Origin of the sequence: Massilia arenae (assembly GCF_008014745.1) — a bacterium.
In the GTDB taxonomy this organism is placed as follows: Bacteria; Pseudomonadota; Gammaproteobacteria; order Burkholderiales; family Burkholderiaceae_D; genus Telluria; species Telluria arenae.
In genome coordinates this window covers 49,250-71,894 of sequence record NZ_VPFD01000028.1, presented here as the reverse complement: position 1 = coordinate 71,894, position 22,645 = coordinate 49,250, and the positions used below count along the sequence as shown (strand labels likewise).

The 22,645-nt window shown below is 64.2% G+C and carries 23 protein-coding genes; 17 read left to right on the top strand and 6 right to left on the bottom strand.

Annotation, left to right across the window (positions count from 1 at the left end):
- Positions 1–188: 188 nt before the first annotated feature.
- The 8 genes from FVD38_RS21570 (at position 189) to FVD38_RS21535 (ending at position 6,683) form a co-directional block, all read left to right on the top strand.
- A complete protein-coding gene (locus FVD38_RS21570; protein ID WP_147936680.1) occupies positions 189–518 on the top strand; it encodes an FmdB family zinc ribbon protein in 330 nt (109 codons plus the stop codon).
- A gap of 49 nt (positions 519–567) precedes the next feature.
- Positions 568–1,191, top strand: coding sequence for a DUF502 domain-containing protein (locus FVD38_RS21565; protein WP_147936679.1), 624 nt, complete (start codon positions 568–570; stop codon positions 1,189–1,191).
- A 69-nt stretch (positions 1,192–1,260) separates the two neighbouring features.
- The gene (gene aspS / locus FVD38_RS21560; RefSeq protein WP_147936678.1) at positions 1,261–3,063 is read left to right on the top strand and encodes an aspartate--tRNA ligase; all 1,803 of its coding nucleotides are present in this window, start codon (positions 1,261–1,263) and stop codon (positions 3,061–3,063) included.
- 75 nt (positions 3,064–3,138) lie between these two features.
- Entirely contained in the window at positions 3,139–3,591 is a 453-nt protein-coding gene (gene nudB, locus FVD38_RS21555; protein ID WP_147936690.1) for a dihydroneopterin triphosphate diphosphatase, read from the top strand.
- 360 nt (positions 3,592–3,951) lie between these two features.
- Entirely contained in the window at positions 3,952–4,161 is a 210-nt protein-coding gene (locus FVD38_RS21550; RefSeq protein WP_147936677.1) for a hypothetical protein, read from the top strand.
- 141 nt (positions 4,162–4,302) lie between these two features.
- Positions 4,303–5,133 carry an endonuclease/exonuclease/phosphatase family protein gene (locus tag FVD38_RS21545; RefSeq protein ID WP_147936676.1) on the top strand — a complete coding sequence of 277 codons (831 nt, stop codon included), beginning with the start codon at positions 4,303–4,305 and terminating at the stop codon, positions 5,131–5,133.
- Complete coding sequence (clsB, locus tag FVD38_RS21540) at positions 5,121–6,281, top strand: cardiolipin synthase ClsB (protein ID WP_147936675.1); 1,161 nt, start codon at positions 5,121–5,123, stop codon at positions 6,279–6,281. The genes FVD38_RS21545 and clsB overlap by 13 nt, the downstream gene beginning before the upstream one ends.
- A gap of 18 nt (positions 6,282–6,299) precedes the next feature.
- Positions 6,300–6,683, top strand: coding sequence for an RNA-binding S4 domain-containing protein (locus FVD38_RS21535; protein ID WP_147936674.1), 384 nt, complete (start codon positions 6,300–6,302; stop codon positions 6,681–6,683).
- Positions 6,684–6,827: 144 nt separating this feature from the next.
- On the opposite strand, the gene FVD38_RS27110 is transcribed toward FVD38_RS21535, so the two are convergent.
- The gene (locus FVD38_RS27110) at positions 6,828–6,950 is read right to left on the bottom strand and encodes a hypothetical protein (protein WP_267874137.1); all 123 of its coding nucleotides are present in this window, start codon (positions 6,948–6,950) and stop codon (positions 6,828–6,830) included.
- A 39-nt stretch (positions 6,951–6,989) separates the two neighbouring features.
- Positions 6,990–7,439 carry a hypothetical protein gene (locus FVD38_RS21530; protein ID WP_147936673.1) on the bottom strand — a complete coding sequence of 150 codons (450 nt, stop codon included), beginning with the start codon at positions 7,437–7,439 and terminating at the stop codon, positions 6,990–6,992.
- Positions 7,440–7,793: 354 nt separating this feature from the next.
- Between FVD38_RS21530 and FVD38_RS21525 the strand changes: the two genes are divergently transcribed.
- The 6 genes from FVD38_RS21525 (at position 7,794) to FVD38_RS21500 (ending at position 15,643) form a co-directional block, all read left to right on the top strand.
- Positions 7,794–8,411 carry a TetR/AcrR family transcriptional regulator gene (locus FVD38_RS21525; RefSeq protein ID WP_147936672.1) on the top strand — a complete coding sequence of 206 codons (618 nt, stop codon included), beginning with the start codon at positions 7,794–7,796 and terminating at the stop codon, positions 8,409–8,411.
- A 47-nt stretch (positions 8,412–8,458) separates the two neighbouring features.
- Complete coding sequence (locus tag FVD38_RS21520; protein WP_147936671.1) at positions 8,459–10,249, top strand: acyl-CoA dehydrogenase C-terminal domain-containing protein; 1,791 nt, start codon at positions 8,459–8,461, stop codon at positions 10,247–10,249.
- Positions 10,250–10,418: 169 nt separating this feature from the next.
- Positions 10,419–12,815 (top strand): 3-hydroxyacyl-CoA dehydrogenase/enoyl-CoA hydratase family protein, encoded by a 2,397-nt coding sequence (locus tag FVD38_RS21515; RefSeq protein ID WP_147936670.1) that lies wholly within the window; start codon positions 10,419–10,421, stop codon positions 12,813–12,815.
- A gap of 27 nt (positions 12,816–12,842) precedes the next feature.
- Positions 12,843–14,039: an acetyl-CoA C-acyltransferase gene (locus tag FVD38_RS21510; protein WP_147936669.1), complete on the top strand. Its 1,197-nt coding sequence runs from the start codon at positions 12,843–12,845 to the stop codon at positions 14,037–14,039.
- A gap of 149 nt (positions 14,040–14,188) precedes the next feature.
- A complete protein-coding gene (locus FVD38_RS21505; RefSeq protein ID WP_147936668.1) occupies positions 14,189–14,962 on the top strand; it encodes an enoyl-CoA hydratase in 774 nt (257 codons plus the stop codon).
- Between the two features lie 96 nt (positions 14,963–15,058).
- Positions 15,059–15,643 carry a DUF5610 domain-containing protein gene (locus FVD38_RS21500; RefSeq protein WP_147936667.1) on the top strand — a complete coding sequence of 195 codons (585 nt, stop codon included), beginning with the start codon at positions 15,059–15,061 and terminating at the stop codon, positions 15,641–15,643.
- On the opposite strand, the gene FVD38_RS21495 is transcribed toward FVD38_RS21500, so the two are convergent.
- The 4 genes from FVD38_RS21495 to FVD38_RS21480 form a co-directional block, all read right to left on the bottom strand.
- Complete coding sequence (locus FVD38_RS21495; RefSeq protein WP_147936666.1) at positions 15,640–16,191, bottom strand: YdeI/OmpD-associated family protein; 552 nt, start codon at positions 16,189–16,191, stop codon at positions 15,640–15,642. The two genes, FVD38_RS21500 and FVD38_RS21495, sit on opposite strands and share 4 nt — an antisense overlap.
- Positions 16,188–17,087 carry a LysR family transcriptional regulator gene (locus tag FVD38_RS21490; protein WP_229493886.1) on the bottom strand — a complete coding sequence of 300 codons (900 nt, stop codon included), beginning with the start codon at positions 17,085–17,087 and terminating at the stop codon, positions 16,188–16,190. Before FVD38_RS21490 ends, FVD38_RS21495 begins: the two co-directional genes overlap by 4 nt.
- 262 nt (positions 17,088–17,349) lie before the next feature.
- Positions 17,350–17,922, bottom strand: a complete 573-nt coding sequence (locus FVD38_RS21485) for a hypothetical protein (RefSeq protein WP_147936665.1) — start codon at positions 17,920–17,922, stop codon at positions 17,350–17,352.
- Between the two features lie 84 nt (positions 17,923–18,006).
- Positions 18,007–18,570 carry a GbsR/MarR family transcriptional regulator gene (locus FVD38_RS21480; RefSeq protein WP_123068973.1) on the bottom strand — a complete coding sequence of 188 codons (564 nt, stop codon included), beginning with the start codon at positions 18,568–18,570 and terminating at the stop codon, positions 18,007–18,009.
- A 259-nt stretch (positions 18,571–18,829) separates the two neighbouring features.
- Between FVD38_RS21480 and FVD38_RS21475 the strand changes: the two genes are divergently transcribed.
- Genes FVD38_RS21475 through cydC form a run of 3 tightly spaced genes read left to right on the top strand, consistent with a single transcriptional unit; the run spans position 18,830 to position 22,637 of the window.
- Positions 18,830–19,225, top strand: coding sequence for a DUF2946 domain-containing protein (locus FVD38_RS21475; RefSeq protein ID WP_147936664.1), 396 nt, complete (start codon positions 18,830–18,832; stop codon positions 19,223–19,225).
- Positions 19,226–19,278: 53 nt separating this feature from the next.
- Positions 19,279–20,964, top strand: coding sequence for a thiol reductant ABC exporter subunit CydD (gene cydD / locus FVD38_RS21470; protein ID WP_147936663.1), 1,686 nt, complete (start codon positions 19,279–19,281; stop codon positions 20,962–20,964).
- Entirely contained in the window at positions 20,961–22,637 is a 1,677-nt protein-coding gene (gene cydC / locus FVD38_RS21465) for a thiol reductant ABC exporter subunit CydC (protein ID WP_147936662.1), read from the top strand. Before cydD ends, cydC begins: the two co-directional genes overlap by 4 nt.
- Positions 22,638–22,645: the final 8 nt, after the last annotated feature.

Below are 22,645 nucleotides of genomic sequence, written 5' to 3'. Positions count from 1 at the left end.
CGTATTAAAACATCTGCGCCATCCTTGAGCAAACGAAACACCTGTTGACGATGGTGAAAAACAACATCGTATCGTGCGCGCTTGCCCATCTGCCGTGTCTGTGCCAGCCGTGGTAGGCCGCAAACGGTTAATTCCCCTGTAAAAGCTTTATAATTCAGGGTTTTGAAGATTTTTGCGGAGCACACAGCATGCCGATTTACGCCTACCGCTGCGAAGAATGCGGTTTTACCAAAGATGTACTGCAAAAGATTTCGGATCCGGTCCTGACCGTGTGCCCGTCCTGCGCCAAGCCGTCCTTCAAGAAACAGGTGACTGCTGCCGGCTTCCAGCTCAAGGGCAGCGGCTGGTACGTGACCGATTTCCGCGGCGGCACGCCGCCCGCTACCGGCACGGCCAATAATGGCAATGGTGCGGCCCCAGCCACGCCGGCCGCGTCGACCGAGGCCAGTACCCCGGCAGCGGCCCCAGCGGCCCCGGCCACGCCAGGCACGTCCGGCGGCGACAAGGGCGGCACCTGATCCGGGCGCGGCTTTGACGCCGCACGCCAACAAGAATAACGGGAATCCGATGCGCAAATATTTCATCACCGGCCTGCTGGTCCTGGTGCCCCTGGTGATCACGGCCTGGGTCTTGAACCTGATCATCAGCACGCTGGACCAGTCGCTGCTGTTCGTGCCCGACGCCTGGCAACCACGCAGCATGTTCGGCATGGACGTGCCGGGCTTCGGCGCGGTGCTGACCCTGGCGATCGTGTTCCTGACCGGCCTGCTCACCAATAACCTGGTCGGCAAGTACATCGTGCGCCTGGGCGAACGCCTGCTCAAGCGGGTGCCGGTGGTCAGCTCGCTGTACGGCAGCGTCAAGCAGGTGTCGGACACGCTGTTCTCGCCGTCGGGCAATGCCTTCCGCCAGGCGGTGCTGGTGCCGTATCCGCATGCCGATTCGTACACCATCGCTTTCCTCACCGGCGCGCCGGGCGGCGAAGTGGCGCGACACCTGGGCGGCGACTTCGTCAGCGTCTATGTACCGACCACCCCGAATCCGACCTCCGGCTTCTTCCTGATGATGGAACGCAGCCGCGTGAAAGAGCTGGACATGACGGTCGATGCGGCATTGAAGTACATCGTCTCGATGGGCGTGGTCGCGCCGGCTGAAGTGCCGTCCAGCGCATCGCCCACGGCGATCAAGTAATACCGAATCAACGAATAGTGGCCGCCTTCGATGGCGGCGCGAGCAATCAACCAACCTGGAACGAAAACTATGTCCACCATGCGTACCAACTACTGCGGCCTCGTGACCGAGGAACTGCTGGGCCAAACCGTCAGCCTGTGCGGCTGGGTGCACCGCCGCCGTGACCACGGCGGTGTGATCTTCATCGACCTGCGCGACCGCGAAGGCCTGGTGCAGGTGGTCTGCCATCCGGACAACGCCGCCGTCTTCAAGGCCGCCGAACACGTGCGCAACGAGTACTGCCTGCGCATCGTCGGCACCGTGACCAACCGCCTCGAAGGCACGGTCAACAACAACCTGAAGTCGGGCAAGATCGAAATCAACGCCAGCGAAGTCGAAGTGCTGAACGCCTCGGTGCCGGTGCCGTTCCAGCTGGACGACGACAACCTGTCGGAAACCACCCGCCTGACGCACCGCGTGCTCGACCTGCGCCGCGGCCAGATGCAGCACAACCTGAAGCTGCGTTATAAAGTCTCGATGGAAGTGCGCAAGTACCTGGACAACCTGGGCTTCATCGACATCGAAACCCCGATGCTGACCAAGTCGACCCCGGAAGGCGCGCGCGACTACCTGGTGCCGTCGCGCGTCAACGCCGGCAACTTCTTCGCGCTGCCGCAGTCGCCGCAGCTGTTCAAGCAGCTGCTGATGGTCGCCAACTTCGACCGCTACTACCAGATCACCAAGTGCTTCCGCGACGAAGACCTGCGCGCCGACCGCCAGCCTGAATTCACCCAGATCGACTGCGAGACCTCGTTCCTGACCGAACAGGAAATCCGCGACCTGTTCGAAGAAATGATGCGCGTGGTGTTCCGCAACACCACCGGCATCGAGTTGCCGAACCCGTTCCCGGTGATGGACTTCGCCACCGCCATGGGCACCTACGGTTCGGACAAGCCGGACATGCGCGTCAAGCTGCAGTTCACCGAACTGACCGAACTGATGAAATCGGTCGAGTTCAAGGTGTTCAACAGCGCGGCAAACATGCCGAACGGCCGCGTGGTCGGCATGCGCGTGCCGCAGGGCGGTTCGATGCCGCGTTCGGAAATCGACGCCTACACCCAGTTCGTCGCGATCTACGGCGCCAAGGGCCTGGCCTACATCAAGGTCAACGAGAAGGCGAAAGGCCGTGACGGCCTGCAGTCGCCAATCGTCAAGAACCTGTCGGACGAAGTCCTGGCCCAGATCCTGGAACTGACGGGCGCGCAAGACGGCGACCTGATCTTCTTCGGCGCCGACAAGGCGAAAGTCGTCAACGACGCCATCGGCGCACTGCGCGTCAAGATCGGCCACTCGGAATTCGGCAAGAAGGCCGGCCTGTTCGACGAGGTCTGGTCGCCGCTGTGGGTGATCGACTTCCCGATGTTCGAATACGACGAAGACGGCGACCGCTGGACCGCAACCCACCACCCGTTCACCGCACCGAAGGATGGCCACGAAGACATGCTCGAGACCAACCCTGGCGCCTGCATCGCCAAGGCCTACGACATGGTCCTGAACGGCTGGGAACTGGGCGGCGGTTCGATCCGTATCCACCGCGAAGAAGTGCAGAGCAAGGTGTTCCGCGCACTGAAGATCGATGCCGAAGAAGCGCAACTGAAGTTCGGCTTCCTGCTCGACGCGCTGCAGTACGGCGCGCCGCCGCACGGTGGCCTGGCCTTCGGCCTGGATCGCCTGATCACGCTGATGACCGGCTCCGAGTCGATCCGCGACGTGATCGCCTTCCCGAAAACCCAGCGTGCGCAGTGCCTGCTGACCAACGCGCCGTCGGAAGTCGACGAGAAGCAGCTCAAGGAGCTGCATATCCGTCTGCGTAACGAGCCCAAAGTCGCCTAAGAGCGCGTAGGGTGGACGGCTGCGCCGTCCACGCGTCCAAGCGACGCGTGGATGGCCGCCGCGCCATCCCAAGCCATGAAGCCCTACAAGATCCCGGAATCGGTCCTGGTCGTGATCCACACTTCCGATATGGAAGTGCTGGTGCTCGAACGCGCCGACCGCCCAGGCTTCTGGCAGTCGGTCACCGGCTCGCTCGACGCGCTCGACGAGCCGTTGATGACGACCGCCGCGCGCGAACTGTTCGAAGAGACCGGCATCGTGGCCGACGGCGAACGCATCCGCCTGCGCGACTGGCAGCTCTCGAACATCTACGAAATCTATCCCGTCTGGCGTCACCGCTACGCCCCCGGCGTGACCCACAATACCGAGCACGTGTTCTCGGTCTGTGTGCCGCGCGACATCCCCATCCTCCTCAGCCCGCGCGAACACCTGCGCCATGCCTGGCTGCCGCATCTGGAAGCGGCGGACCGCTGCTTTTCATCATCCAACGCGGAAGCCATTCTGCAACTGCCCCGTAAAATCGCTTAAAAATTGCGAACAGTAAATAAAATTGCCTTAAAGCAGTTTATTTGCCGAAAATCAGCATTGAAATGTGGCATGTCTACGCAATAAAATGACGTTTTTTAACAAAAGTACGTGGGTACTTTTTTCAAAAAATGGTCTGTGCGTGATCGCGCATATGCGCTCGCTCAAACGCACTCTCTCCTATGAAAATACATTTGAATACAGTTCACCTGTCTTTTTCATAACCATGGGAAATTTTGTCGAATGGCATGTGCACGAGATATTCCATGTTTGACAGGTGTAAATGCGTAGACTAAGGTCAACAGTTCACCCACGGTGAATTTTGGGTGGGCAACTTTTAAGTGGATGATTCTGGGAGATAAAATGGATAACCTCGAACTGAATAGCGACAAGAAAGTTAAGGCAATTACCTTGGGGGACGACTGTATCTATATCGACCTCTTCGACGGCCTGCGCCTGAGCGGTCCGCTGGCGCCGCGCCAGGAAAAGCAGGGTGCGCAAGAACGTCGTCCGCGCCGCATGATCGTGTCGGGGCATGAAGCGGTCTACGACACGGGGCTGGTGCTTGCCTGAATGTCAGATTCAGATTCAGATTCAGTAAGGGCGCGACGGTACCAAGCCGGCCGCCGCGCTCCGCGCTAGCCGCCAGGCTGTGAGGCGCACGATTGGGCCCGTTTCACGAGAACGGCGGTCCGATCCGGGTAGAATGTTCCCATGAAAATCCGTGTAGCCACCTACAACATTCATAAGGGCGTTTCGTCCCTGCGCAGCACGCCACGCGTGATCGCGCTCAAGAAAGCCATCGCCGAATTCGACGCCAACGTCGTCTTCCTGCAAGAGGTGCAAGGGCGGCACGACCGCTTCCAGGCGCGCTTCGGCAAGGAAGACCGCGGCCATCGTCACTGGCCAGAGACGGCCCAGTACGATTACTTCGCGCCGGACGCCCACCACACTGCCTACGGGATGAACGCGGTCTATGACCACGGCCACCACGGCAATGCGCTGCTGAGCTGCTGGCCGATCGAGAATTCGCACAACCACGACGTTTCCGACCATGCCTACGAGCAGCGCGGCATCCTGCACTGCATCCTGGGCGCACCCGAATGCCGGGTGCATTGCTATGTGGTTCACCTGGGCCTGTTCGAGGGCAGCCGCGGCCGCCAGACCGCTTCGTTGATCGAGGCCGTCAATGCTTCCGCGAAACCCGATGAGCCGGTGATCATCGCGGGCGACTTCAACGACTGGCGCAACACCCTCAGCGACAAGCTGCGCAACGCCCTGGGCGTCAAGGAAGTGTTCGACGAACTGGGGCCGCGCTCGCCGATGGGCGATATGGTACGTAGCTGGGCTGGCCGCCAGCCGCGCCTGGCGCCGGCCCGCACCTTCCCGGCCATGCTGCCGTGGTTCAGGCTCGATCGCATCTATGTGCGCGGCTTCAAGGTCAATAACGCCAGGGTGATGCATGGTCCCTTGTGGGCCAAGCTGTCCGATCACGCGCCGATCGTGGCTGAGCTCGAACTTACACAAGGGCCATGCGCAGTCTGACCTTTGTCGACAACAATGACATCGCGCTGCTGCAGAGTGGCATTGCTTTTTTCCCGGCGCTGATCGAAGCGCTCGACGCCGCCCAGCACGAGGTCTTGTTCGAGACGTATATCTTTGCCGAGGACGAGACCGGCGCCGCCGTGCGTGACGCCCTCGCGCGCGCCGCCCTGCGCGGCGTGAAGGTAAGGGTGCTGGTCGACTGGTTCGGCACGGGCCACCGCTGCTGCGGCCGGCTTGGGCCCACTCTTCTGGAAGCCGGCGCCCAGTACCGTGTCTTCAATCCCTGGTGCCGGCGCGGCATCGCCCGTTCGCACCGCAAGATCGCCGTGATCGACCGCGAAGTCGCTTTCGTGGGCGGGATCAACGTCAACGACGACTGGCTGTGCGACCACGCCGACGGCCACCGCCTGCCGGCGCCGCGCTGGGATTTCGCGGTGCGCGTGCGCGGGCCGCTGGTGGCCCAGATCCACCACGAGGCGCAAGTCCAGTGGGCCCGCAGCGGCCGCCTGCGGCTGCGCAAGCGCCTCCAGTTGTTCCGCGAGATGCGCAATCAACCCATTCCCTCTTGCGAAAGCCCGGCACGGGCCGCATTTGTGGTGCGTGACAACCTGCGTAATCGCAGCACGATCCAGAAAGCCTATCTGCAAGCGCTGGGACATGCGCGCCACAGCGTGCTGCTGGCGACGCCGTACTTCGCGCCGGGCCGCAAGTTCCGCAAGGCGCTGGCGCATGCCGCGCGGCGCGGCGTGCAGGTGACGCTCTTGATCGGGGTGGGGGAGTTCAAGATCCAGGATGCGGTCGCGCATTCCTTCTATCCCAAGCTGCTGGCCGACGGCGTGCGGGTGGTCGAATACCGCAAGACCCAGCTGCATGCCAAGGTGGCGGTGGTCGACGACGACTGGGCCACGGTCGGTTCCAGCAATTGCGATGGCCTGTCGCTGTTCCTGAACCAGGAGGCCAATGTGGTGGTGAGCGATCCGGTGTTCGCCGCCACCATGCGCGAGCATATCGAGCGCGGCATTGCTGATGGCAAGGAGGTCTGCCCACAGGAGTTCGCCCACACTGGCTGGCTGCGCCGCGCCACCTACGGCATGGCGTATATGGCCTACAAGCTGGTGATGCGGGTGGTCACGTTCGGCTACACCTAGGGAATTTGGAAAGAGAAAATGGAAAAAGAGAACGTACGAATCGATAAATGGCTGTGGGCGGCGCGCTTCTTCAAGACCCGCTCGCTGGCCCAGGACGCGGTGGAACGCGGCCGGGTGCGCATCGGCGGCGAACCAGTCAAGCCGGCGCGCGCCGTCAAGATGAATGACAAGATCCTCATCGACAACGGTTCAGATCGCTGGGAAGTGATCGTGGCCGCGATCTCGGGCTCGCGCGGCCCGGCGCCGGTGGCGCGCACCCTGTATTTCGAGACCGACGAGAGCATCGCCCGGCGCGAGAACGACAAGACGGCGCGCCGCCTGTATCCCGAGCCGAGCATGGAGATCAAGGGCCGGCCGACCAAGCGCGACCGGCGTGCGATGGAGCGCGTTGGCGAAGAGTAGTATCGAGTGAAACGGACGAACATGTGCCACACTGTGCAAGCGTCTGTGCACTTTGCCTTGCCCCGCTGCTAAAACCTGCAGCAATAAAAAATGGCTGCGTCAGCAGCCATTTTTTATTGCCTTCAGGTGAGGCATTAGTATTAGTCAGAGATGCGCGACAATGGCAATGATGACAGCAAGCGCACTCGCAAAAGCAGTCGACAAGGCCAGCATCGCTTTGCCAAATTTCGCGTCATCGCGAGCGATAGATTGCATCACTTGCATCATTTCATGTCCTCCTTGCGTTAGCATTCAGTGTAGCACATGTCACGACAGCTTGAAGTGGACTAGCGGGTAGAGGACGCACATCGCAACGGTGACCCCGATGGAAATCGCGATCACATAGTTATTCGTCACGCCGCTACGTACAGTCCGGGCAGTGCTGAATCCTACAAACAATGTGCAAATGAGCGCGAGAAAACCACACAGGCCAATTGTCCAGCCGATGGCACGATGATGGTCTGGATGTCTTTCCCAAGCCGAAATCGCCTCATAACTAGTTGCTGCCAGCAGTGCGATCGCGGTCCAGAAGAGCTGTCCGGTTTCGACGGACTTGCGCATCAGCGTTTTTGCGACTCCGGGCGTACCACTTGATGCCTCATCGACTGCAATAATACCTACCACGAGGTAGGGCAGGAGTACCGGTATGCCCAGGTTTACAAAAAACCATAGTCCGTTATCTGCGGCAAAGTTGAAGACAGCGTTCAGAAGTTCCATAAGGGAAGCGCTTGTTAAACAAAAAACATTATATGCCTATCAAGGTTGCGTCAAGGAATGTGAAGCTCGGTTCCTTCACACTATTTACGTGAATTGGATTTGAGGTTGAATCAGTTGAATGCCGGAACCTCAAAAAATGCTGTACCTTTAACGTGTGGCGGGTGAAGATATCCCTTGCTCACATAGACAGCATTGCCATGCTCTAGGTGCTCTCTCCCAGTACCGATCGTTGTCTTGCATCAATAGAACGCCACCTCTAAGTTCCCGTTTGACATTCTTCGGCTGATAGATAATAGTACGAGCGTTCGGATTTTTTTCGATTCAGGGGCAGCCATCAGTACTTCAGCAAAATTCATGCGCAAGGGCGAACAGACGCGAGCCGCAATCCTCGACGTCGCGCTCGAGCTCGCCAGCCGCAACGGCCTCGAAGGCTTGACCATCGGCCTGCTGGCCGACCGGATGAGCATGAGCAAATCGGGCGTGTTCGCCCACTTCGGCTCGCGCGAAGACCTGCAGCTCGAGGTGGTCAAGCTCTATCACCACCGCTTCGAGCAAGAGGTCTTTTTCCCGAGCATCACCGAAGCGCGCGGCCTGCCGCGCCTGGTGGCGATGTACACGCGCTGGGTCAAGCGCGTCTCGGTCGAGATCGCGTCGGGCTGCATCTATATCAGCGGGGCAGTCGAATACGACGACCGCGAGGGCCCGATCCGCGAGCAGCTGGTGTCGATGGTGCGCGCCTGGCAGGAAGCCTTGCTGCGCAGCGTGCAGCAGGCGGTCGACGCCAAGCACCTGCGCTCCGATGTCGATGCCGCCCAGCTGGTGTTCGAGATGCACGGCCTGATCCTGGCCCTGCACCACGACGCCCGCTTCCTGCGCAACCCGGGCGCGGTCGAACGCGCGCGGGCCGCCTTCGAGCGCCTGGTCGAGAATTACCGCAATCCCCAACTACCGCAAGACCATCAGGCGGCGTAAAGCCGCCTGCCACGTCCAACATCTTTACCCTTGTTCAGGAGATAACCATGGGTCAGTACGTCGCGCCAATCCGGGATATGCAGTTCGTTCTGCATGAATTCCTCAACGTCACCGAAGAATTCAAGAGTCTGCCGAAGTACTCGGAGATCGATGCCGACATCATCAACCAGGTGCTCGAAGAAGGCGCGAAGTTCACGCAAGAGGTGCTGTTCCCGCTGAACCACTCGGGCGACCGCGAAGGCTGCCATTTCAACGCCGCGGATAAAACCGTCACGACCCCGAAGGGTTTCAAGGAAGCGTATAAGCAGTACGTCGAAGGCGGCTGGGCGGCGCTGGCGTGCGACCCTGAATACGGCGGCCAGGGCCTGCCGATCACCCTGAACAACTCGTTCTACGAGATGCTGAACTCGTCGAACCAGGCCTGGTCGATGTATCCCGGCCTGTCGCACGGCGCCTACGAGTGCCTGCTGGAGCACGGCACCGACGACCAGAAACGCCTGTACCTGCCAAAACTGGTCTCGGGCGAGTGGACCGGCACCATGTGCCTGACCGAAGCGCACTGCGGCACCGACCTGGGCCTCTTGCGCTCGAAGGCCGAACCGCAGGCCGACGGCACCTACCTGATCACCGGCTCCAAGATCTTCATCTCGGCCGGCGAGCATGACATCTCCGAGAACATCATCCACCTGGTGCTGGCGCGCCTGCCGGACGCGCCGGAAGGCTCGAAGGGCATCTCGCTGTTCCTGGTGCCGAAGTTCCTGCCTCAGGAAGACGGCTCGCTGGGCGAGCGCAACGGCATCGCCTGCGGCGCCATCGAAGAAAAGATGGGCATCCACGGCAACTCCACCTGCCAGATGAACCTGGACAGCGCGCGCGGCACCCTGATCGGCCAGCCCCATAAAGGCCTGCAGGCGATGTTCGTGTTCATGAACGCGGCCCGCCTGGGCGTGGGCATGCAGTCGCTAGGCCTGACCGAAGTCGCCTACCAGAACGCGCTGGCCTATGCGAAAGACCGCATCCAGATGCGCAGCCTGTCGGGCCCGAAAGCACCGGATAAACCAGCCGACCCGATCATCGTGCACCCGGACGTGCGGCGCATGTTATTGACGGCTAAAGCGTACGCCGAAGGCGCGCGCGCGTTCTCGTCCTATGTCGCGCTGCAGATCGACCGTGAACTGAACCACACCGACGAAGACGTGCGCAAGGAAGCGGCCGACGAAGTGGCGCTCCTGACCCCGATCATCAAGGCCTTCATCACCGACAACGGCTGGATCGCGACCTCGGAAGCGATGCAGGTGTACGGCGGCCACGGCTACATCGCCGAGTGGGGCATGGAGCAGTACGTGCGCGACGCCCGCATCAATATGATCTACGAAGGCACCAACACCATCCAGTCGCTGGATCTGTTGGGCCGCAAGATCCTGATGGACAACGGTGCCAAACTGCGCAAGTTCGGCGAGAAGATCAAGACTTTTGTTGAAGACAACGGCCTGGACGAGCAACTGTCCGAGTTCGTGACCCCGCTGGGCGAACTGGGTGACAAGGTCACCAAGCTGACCATGGAAATCGGCATGAAGGCATTCCAGAATCCGGACGAAGTGGGCGCCGCCGCCGTGCCTTACCTGCGCGTGGCCGGCCATCTGGTGTACAGCTACCTGTTCGCGCAACAGGCCAAGATCGCGCTGGCCAAGCTCGACTCGGGCGACAAGTTCTACGAAGCCAAGCTGGCGACGATCCGCTTCTACTTCGCCCGCCTGTATCCGGAAACCGCGATGCTGATCCGCCAGGCACGTTCGGGCGCCGCGAATCTGACGGCGCTGGATGCTGAGCTGTTCTAACACCACGTCACGCTGAACCGTCGTCCCCGCGTAGGCGGGGACCCAAGTTTGCAAGCGTTAACACTGCACGACGAAACTTAGGTTCCCGCCTGCGCGGGAACGACGTTGATAAGCGCTGGTGCAGTGCTAACAATTTAGTGTTAACGACGCTAACCAAGGAATAACTTACATGTCCAATTTCATCGTCAAGAAAGTCGCCGTGCTGGGCGCCGGCGTGATGGGTGCGCAGATCGCTGCGCACTGCGTGAACGCCAAGGTGCCGGTCGTGCTGTTCGACCTGCCGGCCAAGGAAGGCCCAAAGAACGGCATCGTCCTGCGCGCCATCGAGAACCTCAAGAAACTGTCGCCGGCCCCGCTGGGCAACAAGGATGACGCGGCCCTGATCGAAGTGGCCAACTACGAGGACAACCTCGACGTGCTGGCCGGCTGCGACCTGATCATCGAAGCCATCGCCGAGCGCATGGACTGGAAACACGACCTGTACGCCAAGGTCGCGCCGCACATCGCACCACACGCAATCTTCGCCTCGAACACCTCGGGCCTGTCGATCAACAAGCTGGCCGAAGGCTTCGACAGCGAACTGAAGGCGCGCTTCTGCGGCGTGCACTTCTTCAACCCGCCGCGCTATATGCACCTGGTGGAACTGATCCCGACCGAAGGCACCCGTCCTGAAATCCTGGACCAGCTCGAGACCTTCCTGACCTCGACCCTGGGCAAGGGCGTCGTGCGCGCCAAAGACACGCCGAACTTCATCGCCAACCGCGTCGGCATCTTCGGCATGCTGGCCACCATCGTCGAAGCCGAGAAGTTCGGCCTGTCGGTGGACGTGGTCGACGACCTCACCGGCGCCAAGCTCGGTCGCGCCAAGTCGGGCACCTTCCGCACCGCGGACGTGGTTGGCCTGGACACCATGGGCCATGTGATCAAGACCATGCAGGACAACCTGAAGGACGATCCGTTCTTCAATGTCTACAAGACGCCGGACATCCTGGCCAAGCTGATCGAGAAGGGCGCGCTGGGCCAGAAGACCGGCGCCGGCTTCTACAAGAAGGTCGGCAAGGAGATCCAGCGCCTGGACTTCGCCACCGGTGAATACGTCGCCGGCGGCGCGAAAGCCGCCGACATCGTCGGTCGCATCCTCAAAGAAAAAGACCCGGTCAAGAAATTCAAGGCCATGCGCGACTCGACCAACCCGCAGGCGCAGTTCCTGTGGGCGATCTTCCGCGACGCCTTCCACTACATCGCGTTCCACTTGGATACGATTGCCGACAATGCGCGCGACATCGACTTCGCGATGCGCTGGGGCTTCGGCTGGAGCGTCGGTCCGTTCGAGACCTGGCAAGCCGCCGGCTGGACCCAGATCGCCCAGTGGGTGAAGGAAGACATCGAAGCGGGCAAGGCGCTGTCCGACGCGCCGCTGCCAGCCTGGGTGTTCGAAGGCACCGTGGCAGAGAAGGGCGTGCATACCCCTGAAGGCTCGTACTCGGCCACCAAGAACGCCTATGTTCCTGTGTCGGACCTGCCGGTCTACAAGCGCCAGCAGTTCCGCGCACCGGTGGTCGGTTCGACCACGCTGGACGCCAAGACGGCCGGCACCACCGTGTTCGAAGACGACTCCGTGCGCCTGTGGCACTCGGACGACGAGATCCTGGTCATCTCGCTCAAGACCAAGATGCACGTCATCGGCGATGGCGTCATCAAGGGCATCCAGCGCGCACTGAAGGAAGCCGAGCAAGGCTTCAAGGGCATCGTGATCTGGAATACCGACGCAGCCGAAGGCGGCGCGTTCTCGGCCGGCGCCGACCTGCAATCGGCCCTGCCAGCCTTCATGGCCGGCGGCGCGAAGGCGATGGAGCCGATCGTGCGCGAGCTGCAGGACACCTTCATGGCGATGAAGTATTCGAACATCCCGGTCGTGGCGGCCGTGGCCGGCCTGGCGCTGGGCGGCGGCTGCGAGCTGGCGCTGCATGCAAGCAAGCGCGTGGCCTCGATCGAGTCGTACATCGGCCTGGTCGAAGTGGGCGTGGGCCTGGTGCCGGCCGGCGGCGGCCTGAAGGAAGCGGCGCTGCGCGCGGCCAATGAAGCCAAGGGCAACGACATCCTGCAATTCCTCAAGAACGGTTTCATGAACGCGGCCACCGCGCAAGTGTCGAAGTCGGCGCTGGAAGCCAAGGCCATGGGTTACCTGAAGGAAGACGACGTGATCGTGTTCAACGCGTACGAGCTGCTGCACGTGGCGAAGACCACCGCGCGCGCCATGTTCGACGCCGGTTATCGCGCCCCGGCGCGCCGTACCTTCCCGGTCACCGGCCGTTACGGCTGGGGCACCATCCGCGGCCAGATGGTCAATATGCGCGACGGCGGCTTCATCTCGGCCTATGACTACCACCTGGGCGACACCATCGCCGAAATCGTGACCGGTGGCGACATCGACCAGGGCAGCGTGGTGAGCGAACAGTGGATCCTCGACCTGGAACGCAAGGCCTTCGTGGCCCTGCTGAACAATCCGAAGACCCAGGAACGCATCATGGGCATGATGCAGACCGGTAAGCCCGTGCGTAACTAACGCTGACGACTGAACAGGACTACTGACATGAGCAAACAACTTCAAGACGCATACATCGTCGCAGCGACCCGCACCCCGATCGGCAAGGCGCCGCGCGGCATGTTCAACAAGACCCGCCCGGACGACCTGCTGGTGCACGCCATCCGCGGCGCCATGGCCGCCGTGCCGAACCTGGATCCGGCGCTGATCGTCGACGCCATCATCGGCTGCTCGTTCCCGGAAGCCGAGCAAGGCTTCAACGTGGCGCGTAACGCCGTGGTGCTGGCCGGCCTGCCGAACACCGTGGGCGGCGTCACCGTCAACCGCTACTGCGCCTCGGGCATCACCGCCCTGGCGATGGCGGCCGACCGCATCCGCGTGGGCGAAGCCGACGTGATGATCGCCGGCGGCGTCGAATCGATGTCGATGGTGCCGATGATGGGCCACCATCCCTCCATTAACATGGAAACGTTCAGGGACGAGAACGTGGGCCTGGCCTACGGCATGGGCCTGACCGCCGAGAACGTCGCCAACCAGTGGAAGATCTCGCGCGAAGACCAGGATGCCTTCGGCCTGGAATCGCACCGCCGCGCCATCGCCGCCCAGCAGGCCGGCTACTTCAAGGACGAGATCACCCCGGTCGAGATCATCACCCGCACGCCGAACCTGGCCACTGGCGAAATCAGCGTCAAGAAACGCACCGTGGACAGCGACGAAGGCCCGCGCGCGGACGCCAGCCCTGAAGGCATGGCCAAGCTCAAGCCCGTGTTCGCGGCCAAGGGTTCGGTCACCGCCGCGACCTCGTCGCAGATGTCGGACGGCGCCGGCGCGCTGATCGTCGTCAGCGAAAAAATCCTGAAGGAGCACAACCTGACCCCGCTGGCCAAGTTCTCCTCGTTCGCCGTGCGCGGCGTGCCGCCGGAGATCATGGGCATCGGCCCGAAGGTGGCGATCCCCGCCGCGCTGGCCGCCGCCGGCATCACGCAAGACCAGCTGGACTGGATCGAGCTGAACGAAGCCTTCGCCGCCCAGGCGCTGGCCGTGATCCGCGACCTGGGCCTGGACACCAGCAAGGTCAACCCGATGGGCGGCGCGATCGCCCTGGGCCACCCGCTGGGCGCCACCGGCGCGATCCGCGCCGCGACCGTCGTGCATGCGCTGCGCCGTAACAACCTGAAGTACGGCATGGTGACGATGTGCGTCGGCGCCGGCATGGGCGCCGCGGGCATCATCGAGCGCGTCTAAAAGACATGGCGGCTGTTCGCAGCCGCCGCATTTCAAGCGTGGGCGGGAAATCCAAGCACCGTACGTCAATGCCGCGAGCGTGACGTGGGGTGGGCGGGTCTCCCGCCCACGCGTCCAATCGGCCCATGAACAATTCTGGAGACAACACCATGAGCATCCGCCTCACCAAAGCCGACGGCATCCTCACCATCGAATTCAACCGCGTCGAACGCAAGAACGCGATCACCGGCGCGATGTACCAGGCCATGGCCGACGCGCTGCGCGAAGCCGAACAGGACGCCGCGGTGCGCGTCATCCTGATCACCGGCCAGCCCGAGATCTTCACCGCCGGGAACGACCTCGACGACTTCCTGAACAACGTCGGCGAAGGCGCGATGACGGCCGAGCGTCCCGTATTCCAGTTCATGACGGCGCTGGAAGGCGCAACGAAACCGGTGGTGGCGGCCGTGGCCGGCGCCGCGGTCGGCATCGGCACCACGCTCTTGATGCACTGCGACCTGGTCTACGCCGCCGACAACGCCAAGTTCTCGATGCCGTTTACCCAGCTCGGGCTGTGTCCGGAGTTCGCCTCGTCGCTGCTGGTGGCCCAATCGGCGGGCTACACCCGCGCCGCCGAGAAGCTGCTGCTGGGCGAGCCGTTCCTGGCTCAGGAAGCGCTGGAGATGGGCATCGTGGCGCGCGTGCTGCCGGATGCCGAACTGCTGTTCTTCGCGCAAGGCCAGGCCGCCAAGCTGGCCAAGCTGCCGCCCGCATCGATCCGCACTACCAAGGCGCTGATGAAGCGTGCACGTGGCGCGCTGGTGAAAGAGACCATCGCGGCCGAGAACGAGCGTTTCAGCGCGATGCTGACGGGTGCCGAGGCGAAGGAGGCGTTCACCGCATTCTTCGAGAAGAGGAAGCCCGACTTCAGCAAATTCGATTGAGTATCTCGCCGCGTGCGCTGCCTCAAGCAGTATCTGCTTAAGTTTTGGCCAGGCCTTCCGATATCGTCGATATGATCAATGAATAGGGAGGCCGACATGAGCTTGAGTATCTCCAGCGTGGGCCCGCAGGGAGCGACGCTCCCTGTGGCCAGGGTAAAACCCGCGGTTGCCGAAGCACGACAAGAAACGGAAGCCCCGGCCGAGGACAAAGTGACCCTGGGCGGACGACCAGCCGAGCCGCTGACCTATGGCAGCAAAGGCGGCAAGGTGACCCAGTCCGAGCTTGCCGGCATGATCGAGGAATCCGATCGCAAGGCCCAGCAAGTCATGGACCTGATCCGCCCCCTGGTCGAGCAGCAGGGTCTCAACTTCGCCAAGGTGGTGAGCGGAGAGCAGCAACTGCAGGCGGATCCCGAAGCCATTGAAGCCGCCAGGGCGGCCATCGCGGAGGGCGGCGAATTCAGCGTGGAAAAGACTTCCGAACGCATCCTGAGCTTCGCCAAGGCCATGATCGGCGCCGATCCATCCAAAATGGACACCATTCGCGCCGCGGTCGAAAAAGGCTTCCAGCAAGCGCAGGACATGTTGGGGGGCAGCTTGCCCGAGATCAGCCAGAAAACCCTGGCTGCGGTGCAGGCCGGCTTCGATCAATGGCAGAAGGACGGCATCCCGACTGACTAAGTGGCTTCACGCGGTGGCTTGAGGCTCTTGCTGTAAAAACCCGACGGGTCGAAACAACAGACCCGCTTCTTGCCGGCCGCCAGCATATCGCCGGCGTCGGCGACCCGGCTGGCACGGGTCCTGGCCTGCTTGGCCGACTCGATCCAATGGACCCAGTCGATGCGGGCGATGGTGGTGGTGGCGTCCCAGGTCGCCCTGGCTGGCGGTGACGCGTCGAGCACCTTTTCGAGTTCGGGCGGCACAGGCGGCTCCATCTCGTCCGGCGCCGGCGCAATCTCGAATTCGACCGTGGTTCCGATAGAGACGCCCGCGCTTTCCATCAGCGTCTCCGGAACCTTGAACCAATGGCTCAATTGGCCGTCAGGCTCGAGCGTCGCATGGAAGGGGTGGCCACCGATCTTGCCATGCATGCTGGTTCTTCCGCGTCGTGGAAAGAGGTCACTGACCGATTTCGGCAAGACGACGGACGCCCAGCCTTCCTCTCCATGCAGGTCGGCGGGACGAGACAACACGGCGTCAAAACGTGTAGTGGCGGCGGCCTGGCTCATGTTTGCTCCTCCTCTCCCTGGTATGCGAAAGACGACATCGCGCTGGCGATCGCGTCGAACGTCACGCGGCAACCGGTATTCTGGCGCAGGTCCTCGTGCATCGTCACCCAGGTCTCGAGGGCTATCGACAATTCGCCGGGTAGGATGCGCACCAGGCGCGGCTCGCTTCGCGCCAGCGCGACCTGGCAGATGCCGATGCCGGCATCGGCGCGGATCAGGGCCAGTTGCGCCAGGTCGTTGTCGGTGCGTAGTGCGAGATTGGCATGCTGGAACTGTGGCCAATGCCGCAGCGCTTCGCGGATGAACGGCGTGCCGCAGTCATAGCCGATCAGCGTATGGCTGGCCAGGTCGGCAAGGCTGGCGGGTTCACCGCAGCGCGCCAGGTAGCCACGGCCTGCATGCAGGCCCCACTCTATGATGCCGGTACGACGCGCGATGAGCTGCTCTTGCGTGGGGCGCGAGACGCGCACGGCGATATCGGCCTCGCGATGCAGCAGATTCTGTACCTGGTTGACTACGACGAGTTCGATCTTCAATTCGGGATAACGTTCGCGTAATGTCGCGATAGCGGCCGGCATCACCTCGACGCCGATCACCTCGCTCACGCTGACCCTGACGGTGCCCCTCACGCCGTGACCGAAACCGCTGGCCGTCCGCTCCAGCGTGGCGGCCATGCTCTCCATTGCGTAGGCGTGCGCTTGTAGTGCGAGCGCGGCTTCGGTCGGCAGAAAACCGGTCGGCGACCGCGTGAACAGCACCAGTCCCAGGGCGTCTTCGAGCGCCGCGATATGGCGCCCGACCGTCGGCTGGGCCATGCCCAGCACGCGGGCAGCGCCGGACAGCGACCCTTCGCGCAGGACGTGAGAGAAGCTCCGATACAGTTCCCATTCGATCAAGCCGGCACCCCCGTGGTATTCAAATCTGCATAGCCGCTAGCGCATTTCATGCAATTTTCAATTGATCCAGCTTGCATCAGTATGTCTTCATCGTCAAGGAGGCAACCATGGATACGAAAAACGCTCCCGCCGTGCTGCGAGGCCTGCTCTGCTCGATCATCGTGATGTCGCTGCCAACCGGGGTGGGCGTCGCGGTCATCGCGCTGGCATCGGCGCTGCCCTGGCCCCTGGCGGCGCTGCGCGGCCCCGCACCACAACCACGTCAGCGCGCCTGCGTGACGTGCGCCTCGCGTAGCGGCGTCCAGCCCAGCCGTGCCTGGATGGCGCGCCGATTGCAGGTGTCGATATGGGCCGGCGTGCGGCGGATATAGTCTTCGGCGGCCGCGCGCTGTTCGCGGTTGCGGCTATCCAGCCATCGAACGGCTTCGTCGGCCGTCGGCACGCGGCCATTCTCGCCGTCGAACTTGGGCGGCACGGCGGTCCACACCGCCGCGTCGATGCGCCTGGCGCGCAGCCAGGCCGCAATGCGGGGATCCTCCTGCGCGCCGTCGCGGGCAGGGATGCTGCCGATCCATTCGGGCCGCTCAAGCGTGATCTTTTCGCGCTCGCGCACCATGGCGCGCGCTTCATCGAGGTCGCCGGTGGCGACATAGGCCCAGTAGGTCGGCGCCAGGCGTGCGCCTTCGCACATCACCAGCGCCAGTTCGGGACTGTCGTCGCTCTGGCGCGCGAATTCAAGGGGAAGCGGCGGACCGCCGGGATGCCAGCCAGAGGCCAGCTTGAGACCCTGGGGCTTCCACAACAGCGAGCCCCAGGCGATACAGACGATGTTCATGGATGGATAGCCTGGCAATCAAAAGCCCAGTCTAGCCCGTCATGCGAAAGCGGCGAGCACGGCTATGAAGCCGCGCTCACGGCATCAGTCTTCCCTGATGTCCTTGCTGGCCGCGGCGCCGAACAGGCGGTCCTTGGCCGACAGCAGCTTCTGCACCTTGGAACCCATCTTCATCAGCTGCGACATCGATTCGGGCGACAGGCGCTGCAGGTCGTCGAACCAGTTGTTGGCCAGGTCGACCAGCTCGTGCATCTCGCGCATGCGCTCTTGCGCGAACTGGTCTTCGGGACTCTTGGCGGTGGCCATCAGCGACTCGCGCAGCACCGACAGGGTCGGCGCCACTTCGCGGCGGCGGCGTTCGGCGGCCACCACGCGGAAGATTTCCCAGACGTCGCCGAGCGAGGTGAAATACTCGCGCCGGTCGCCGGGAATGCGCGACAGGCGCACCAGGCCCCAGGACTGCAATTCCTTGAGGCCGATGCTGACGTTGGAGCGTGAAATGCCGAGCTTTTCGCCGATGTCGTCGGCGTGCAGCTGTTCCTCGGTGACGAAGAGCAGGGCGTAGATCTGCCCCACCGTGCGGTTGATGCCCCAGCGGCTGCCCATTTCACCGAAGTGACTGACAAAGGTTTGGACGAGTGGCGTCATGTTGAGAACTTTTCGATGCTTTTGAAAGGTGGATTATCCCACGGTCCCACGACACGCACACGGACCGGCTCACCATCGTGGTGCAGCAAGCTGTTAATACATGAGTAATTCCCGACCAAGTCACTCTCCTTTTCAGACAAACTTGAAGTTTCAGTGCATAATTTCACTGTTTTCTGAAAATTCAAAATCTTTAGAAAGTTTGGCATAAGCTAAAGATAACGTAGATCAAGGCATCGGCTTCACCGCTGGACTGAACACCATGAACGCGCAACGCAACCGCTCCATCATCCTCTGGCTCGCCGCCCTGGCGATCCTGTGGGGCATGCTTGCTCCCTCATTGGCGTCGAACCCGGCGAGCCAGGGTAAGACCTGGATCGAAGTCTGCATGTCGGCCGGCACCAGGCTGGTGGCGCTCGACCTCGATACCGGCGGTGCTGGCAGCGACAAGGCCGTCCACTCCGGCATGCATTGCCCGGCCTGCGTATCCAAGTACAACCTGCAATACGACCTGGCCATCGTCGCTCACCCTCCGGGCAGCCTGGTGCTGCTGGACACCCCGCTCGAAGCTATCCAGCGCCCCCACGGACCGGCGCTGCGGCCCGCCTCGACCTTCCGCACCGACCACCGCAGCAGGGCGCCGCCACCCATCGCCTGACCGGTGTCAACCCGCGGCCAGCCGCCGCATCCTCAATCGTCTGGAGAACCACCATGCTTCGCCGCCAAGGCCGTGGCCCGGCCACGCACGTCCCATCCACCCGCAGCGCCACCTTCGTGATGAGCGCGGCAGCGCTGCTGTGGATTCCCCAGGCAGCCCTGCTGGCCCATGCCGTGCAGCGGCTGGCCAATGGCGCCGGCCTGGCGGACATGCTGGCGCCGGCCTGCGCCTTCCTGGCGCTGGGCGTGCTGCGCGCCAGCAGCGAAGCCTGGGGTGCGCGCCGCCTGTTCGCGGCCTCGCGCCTGCACCTGGCCCAGTTGCGCGGCGACGCGGCGCAGGCCCTGGCATCGCGCTCGCCGCTCGACCGCGAGCGCCTGGCCAGCGGCCGCGCCGCCAGCGCATTGGCCGAGCAGGCCGAAGCCGTGCTGCCCTGGCTGTTGCGCTACCAGCCGGCACGCATGCGCTCGATGCTGGTGCCGCCTGCGATCGCGCTCGTCGTTCTCTATTTCTCATGGACCGCCGCCCTGATCCTGGTCGTGGCCGCGCCCCTGATCCCGGTCTTCATGGCCGTCATCGGCTGGCGCGCCAAGGCGGCCAGCGAAGCGCAATTGCAGGTCATCGGCGGCATGAGCGGCTTCCTGCTCGACCGCCTGCGCGGCCTGTCGACCCTGCGCGCCCTTGGCGCCGTGGACACTACCGCGCAGCGGGTGCGCGCCAGCGCCGAAAGCGTGCGCGCCAGCACTATGCGCGTGCTGCGAATTGCCTTCCTGTCATCCACCGCGCTGGAACTGTTCTCGGCGCTGGGCGTGGCGCTGGTCGCCGTCTATGTGGGCTTTCACTTGTTGGGCGAGATCGGCCCCGGCAGCTGGGGCGCGCGCCTGACGCTGGCCGAAGGCCTGTTCATCCTGCTGCTCGCGCCGGCCTTCTTCGAGCCGCTGCGCGAGCTTGCGGCCGTGTGGCACGACAAGGCATCGGGCGAGGCGGCGCTGAAGGAACTCGAGCAGCTGCAGCATGCCGGCCTGGCGCTGCCGGGTGCGCTGGCGTCGCAGCAGAATCTGCGCACCGGTCGCGCGCCGGTGGCGCCATCGGTCGATATCGAGAGCCTGGTGTTCCAGCATCCCGGCGAAGCGCCGCTATTCGATGGCGAGGACTTGACCGTCCGCGCCGGCGAGCACGTGGCGCTGGTCGGCCCCAGCGGCAGTGGCAAGACCACGCTGCTTTCGGTCATCGCGGGCCTCGCGCCGGCCAGCGGCGGCGTGGTGCGCATCGGCGGCGTGCCGCTCGATGCACAGTCGGCTGCCGACCTGCGCGCGCATATGGCCTGGATTGGCCAGAAGCCGCACGTGTTTTCCGGCTCGGTGCGCGGCAATGTGTCGATCGAGCGCGACGGCATCGACAGCGCGGCGGTCGGCGCTGCCGTGCGCCGCGCGGGACTGGGTCACGTGGGCCACGCGACGCCGGGCGACAGCCTGGGCGAGGGCGGTCTCGGCCTGTCGGGCGGCGAGCTGGTGCGCCTGGCGCTGGCGCGCGCGGTGTGCGCGCCGCATGCCGGCCTGCTGCTGGCCGACGAACCCACCGCCCACCTCGACCGCGACACCGCCGCCGGCGTGATCGACGCACTGGTGGAGCTGGCCCAGGGCCGCACGTTGATCGTCGCCACCCACGACCTGACCCTGGCCGCGCGCATGAAACGCGTGGTGCGCATCGGCGAACCTCTCACCAAACGGAGCGCGGCATGAAATCCCGTCACGACCTGCAACCGGTGCTGGCCCTGTTCCTGAAAACAGGCGGGCGCCGCATGGCGCTGGGCGCCTTCCTCTCCACCCTGGTGGTGCTGGCCGGGATGGCGCTGCTGGGCACCTCGGGCTGGTTCATCACCGCCACCGCGCTGGCCGGCCTGGCGGGCGGCATGGTGATGTTCAACGTCTTCGTGCCGAGCGCCGCGATCCGCCTGCTGGCCCTGGGCCGCACCTTCGGCCGCTACGCCGAGCGCATGGTGACCCACGACGCGACGCTCGGCGTGCTGGCCGCGCTGCGCGAGCGGCTGTTTCGCGGCTGGGCCGGTCCGCAGGCGGCGCGCGCCTTGTTGCGCCGTCCCGCGCGCCTGCTTTTCCGCCTGACCGGCGACATCGACGCACTCGAATCGATCTACCTGCGCCTGATCGTGCCGGCCATCGCCGCCCTCGGCGCGGCGCTGCTGGCCGGCGTGGTGCTGGCCAACCTCGACTGGCGCCTCGGTCTGGCGATGTTCGCCTGGCTGCTGGCCTTCGGCTGGGGCGCGGCGCTCGTCGTCTCCCGCCTTGCCCGCCCGCTGGCGCTGCGCCGCACCCGTGCGCTGGAACGGCTGCGGGCCCAGGCCATCGACCTGGTCGCCGGCCAGACCGACCTCGCCATGGCCGGTCGCCTGCCGGCCCAGTGCGCGCGCCTGGCGCAGACCGACGACAAGCTGGCGCGCGCCGACAATGCGCTGCACCGGCTCGAGACCGGTGCCGGCTGGACGTATGCGGTCGGCGGCCACTTGACGGTGGCGGCGACCTTGCTGGCAGTGGCTGCGCTGGGATTGAATGCACCGGCGGCGGCATTGGCCCTGCTGATCGCCCTGGCCGCGCTGGAGCCGTTCGCCGCGATGCGCCGCGGCGCCATCGAGGCCGGCCGCAGCTGGCTGGCGGCGCGCCGCGTCGGCCCCCGCTTGCAACAGGAAGCGGATGACGCCATCGCCGTCGGCGCGCCGGGCGAGGACGAGACGCTGCTGCTGTGCGACGCCAGCGTCGTGCATCCGGGCCGGGAGGGCGCCGCGCTGCACGAGGTCAGCCTGCGCATCGCGCGCGGCGAGCGGGTCGCCGTGGTCGGCGGCAGCGGCGCCGGCAAGTCGACCTTGCTCGGCCTGGTCGCCGGCGAACTGGCGCCGCATGCGGGGCAGGTGAGGGCGCTCCCCGCCACCTGGCTGACCCAGCGCACCGAACTGTTCCAGGACAGCCTGCGCGACAACCTGCGCCTGGCCGATCCGCAGGCCAGTGACGAGCAGCTGTGGGACGCGCTGCGCGCCGCCGGCCTCGAGGTCGATGTGCAGATGCTGACGCGCGGCCTGGATACGCCGCTGGGCGAGGGCGGCCTGGGCCTGTCGGGCGGGCAGTCGCGGCGCCTGGCGCTGGCGCGGCTGCTGCTGCGCCGGGCCGACTTCTGGCTGCTGGACGAGCCGACCGAGGCGCTCGACGCCGCCACCGCCGCCGACGTGCTGGCGCGCCTGGCCCGTCATGCCCACGGCCGCACCGTGCTGCTGGCCACGCACCTGGCACGCGAGGCCCGGCTGGCCGATCGCCTGCTGGTGATGCGGGCAGGCCGTCTGGTCGCCGACCACCGGCGCGGGACACGAGGATTCGATGCGGCGCTGCTGGCGCTGCGTCACGACTAGAACACCAC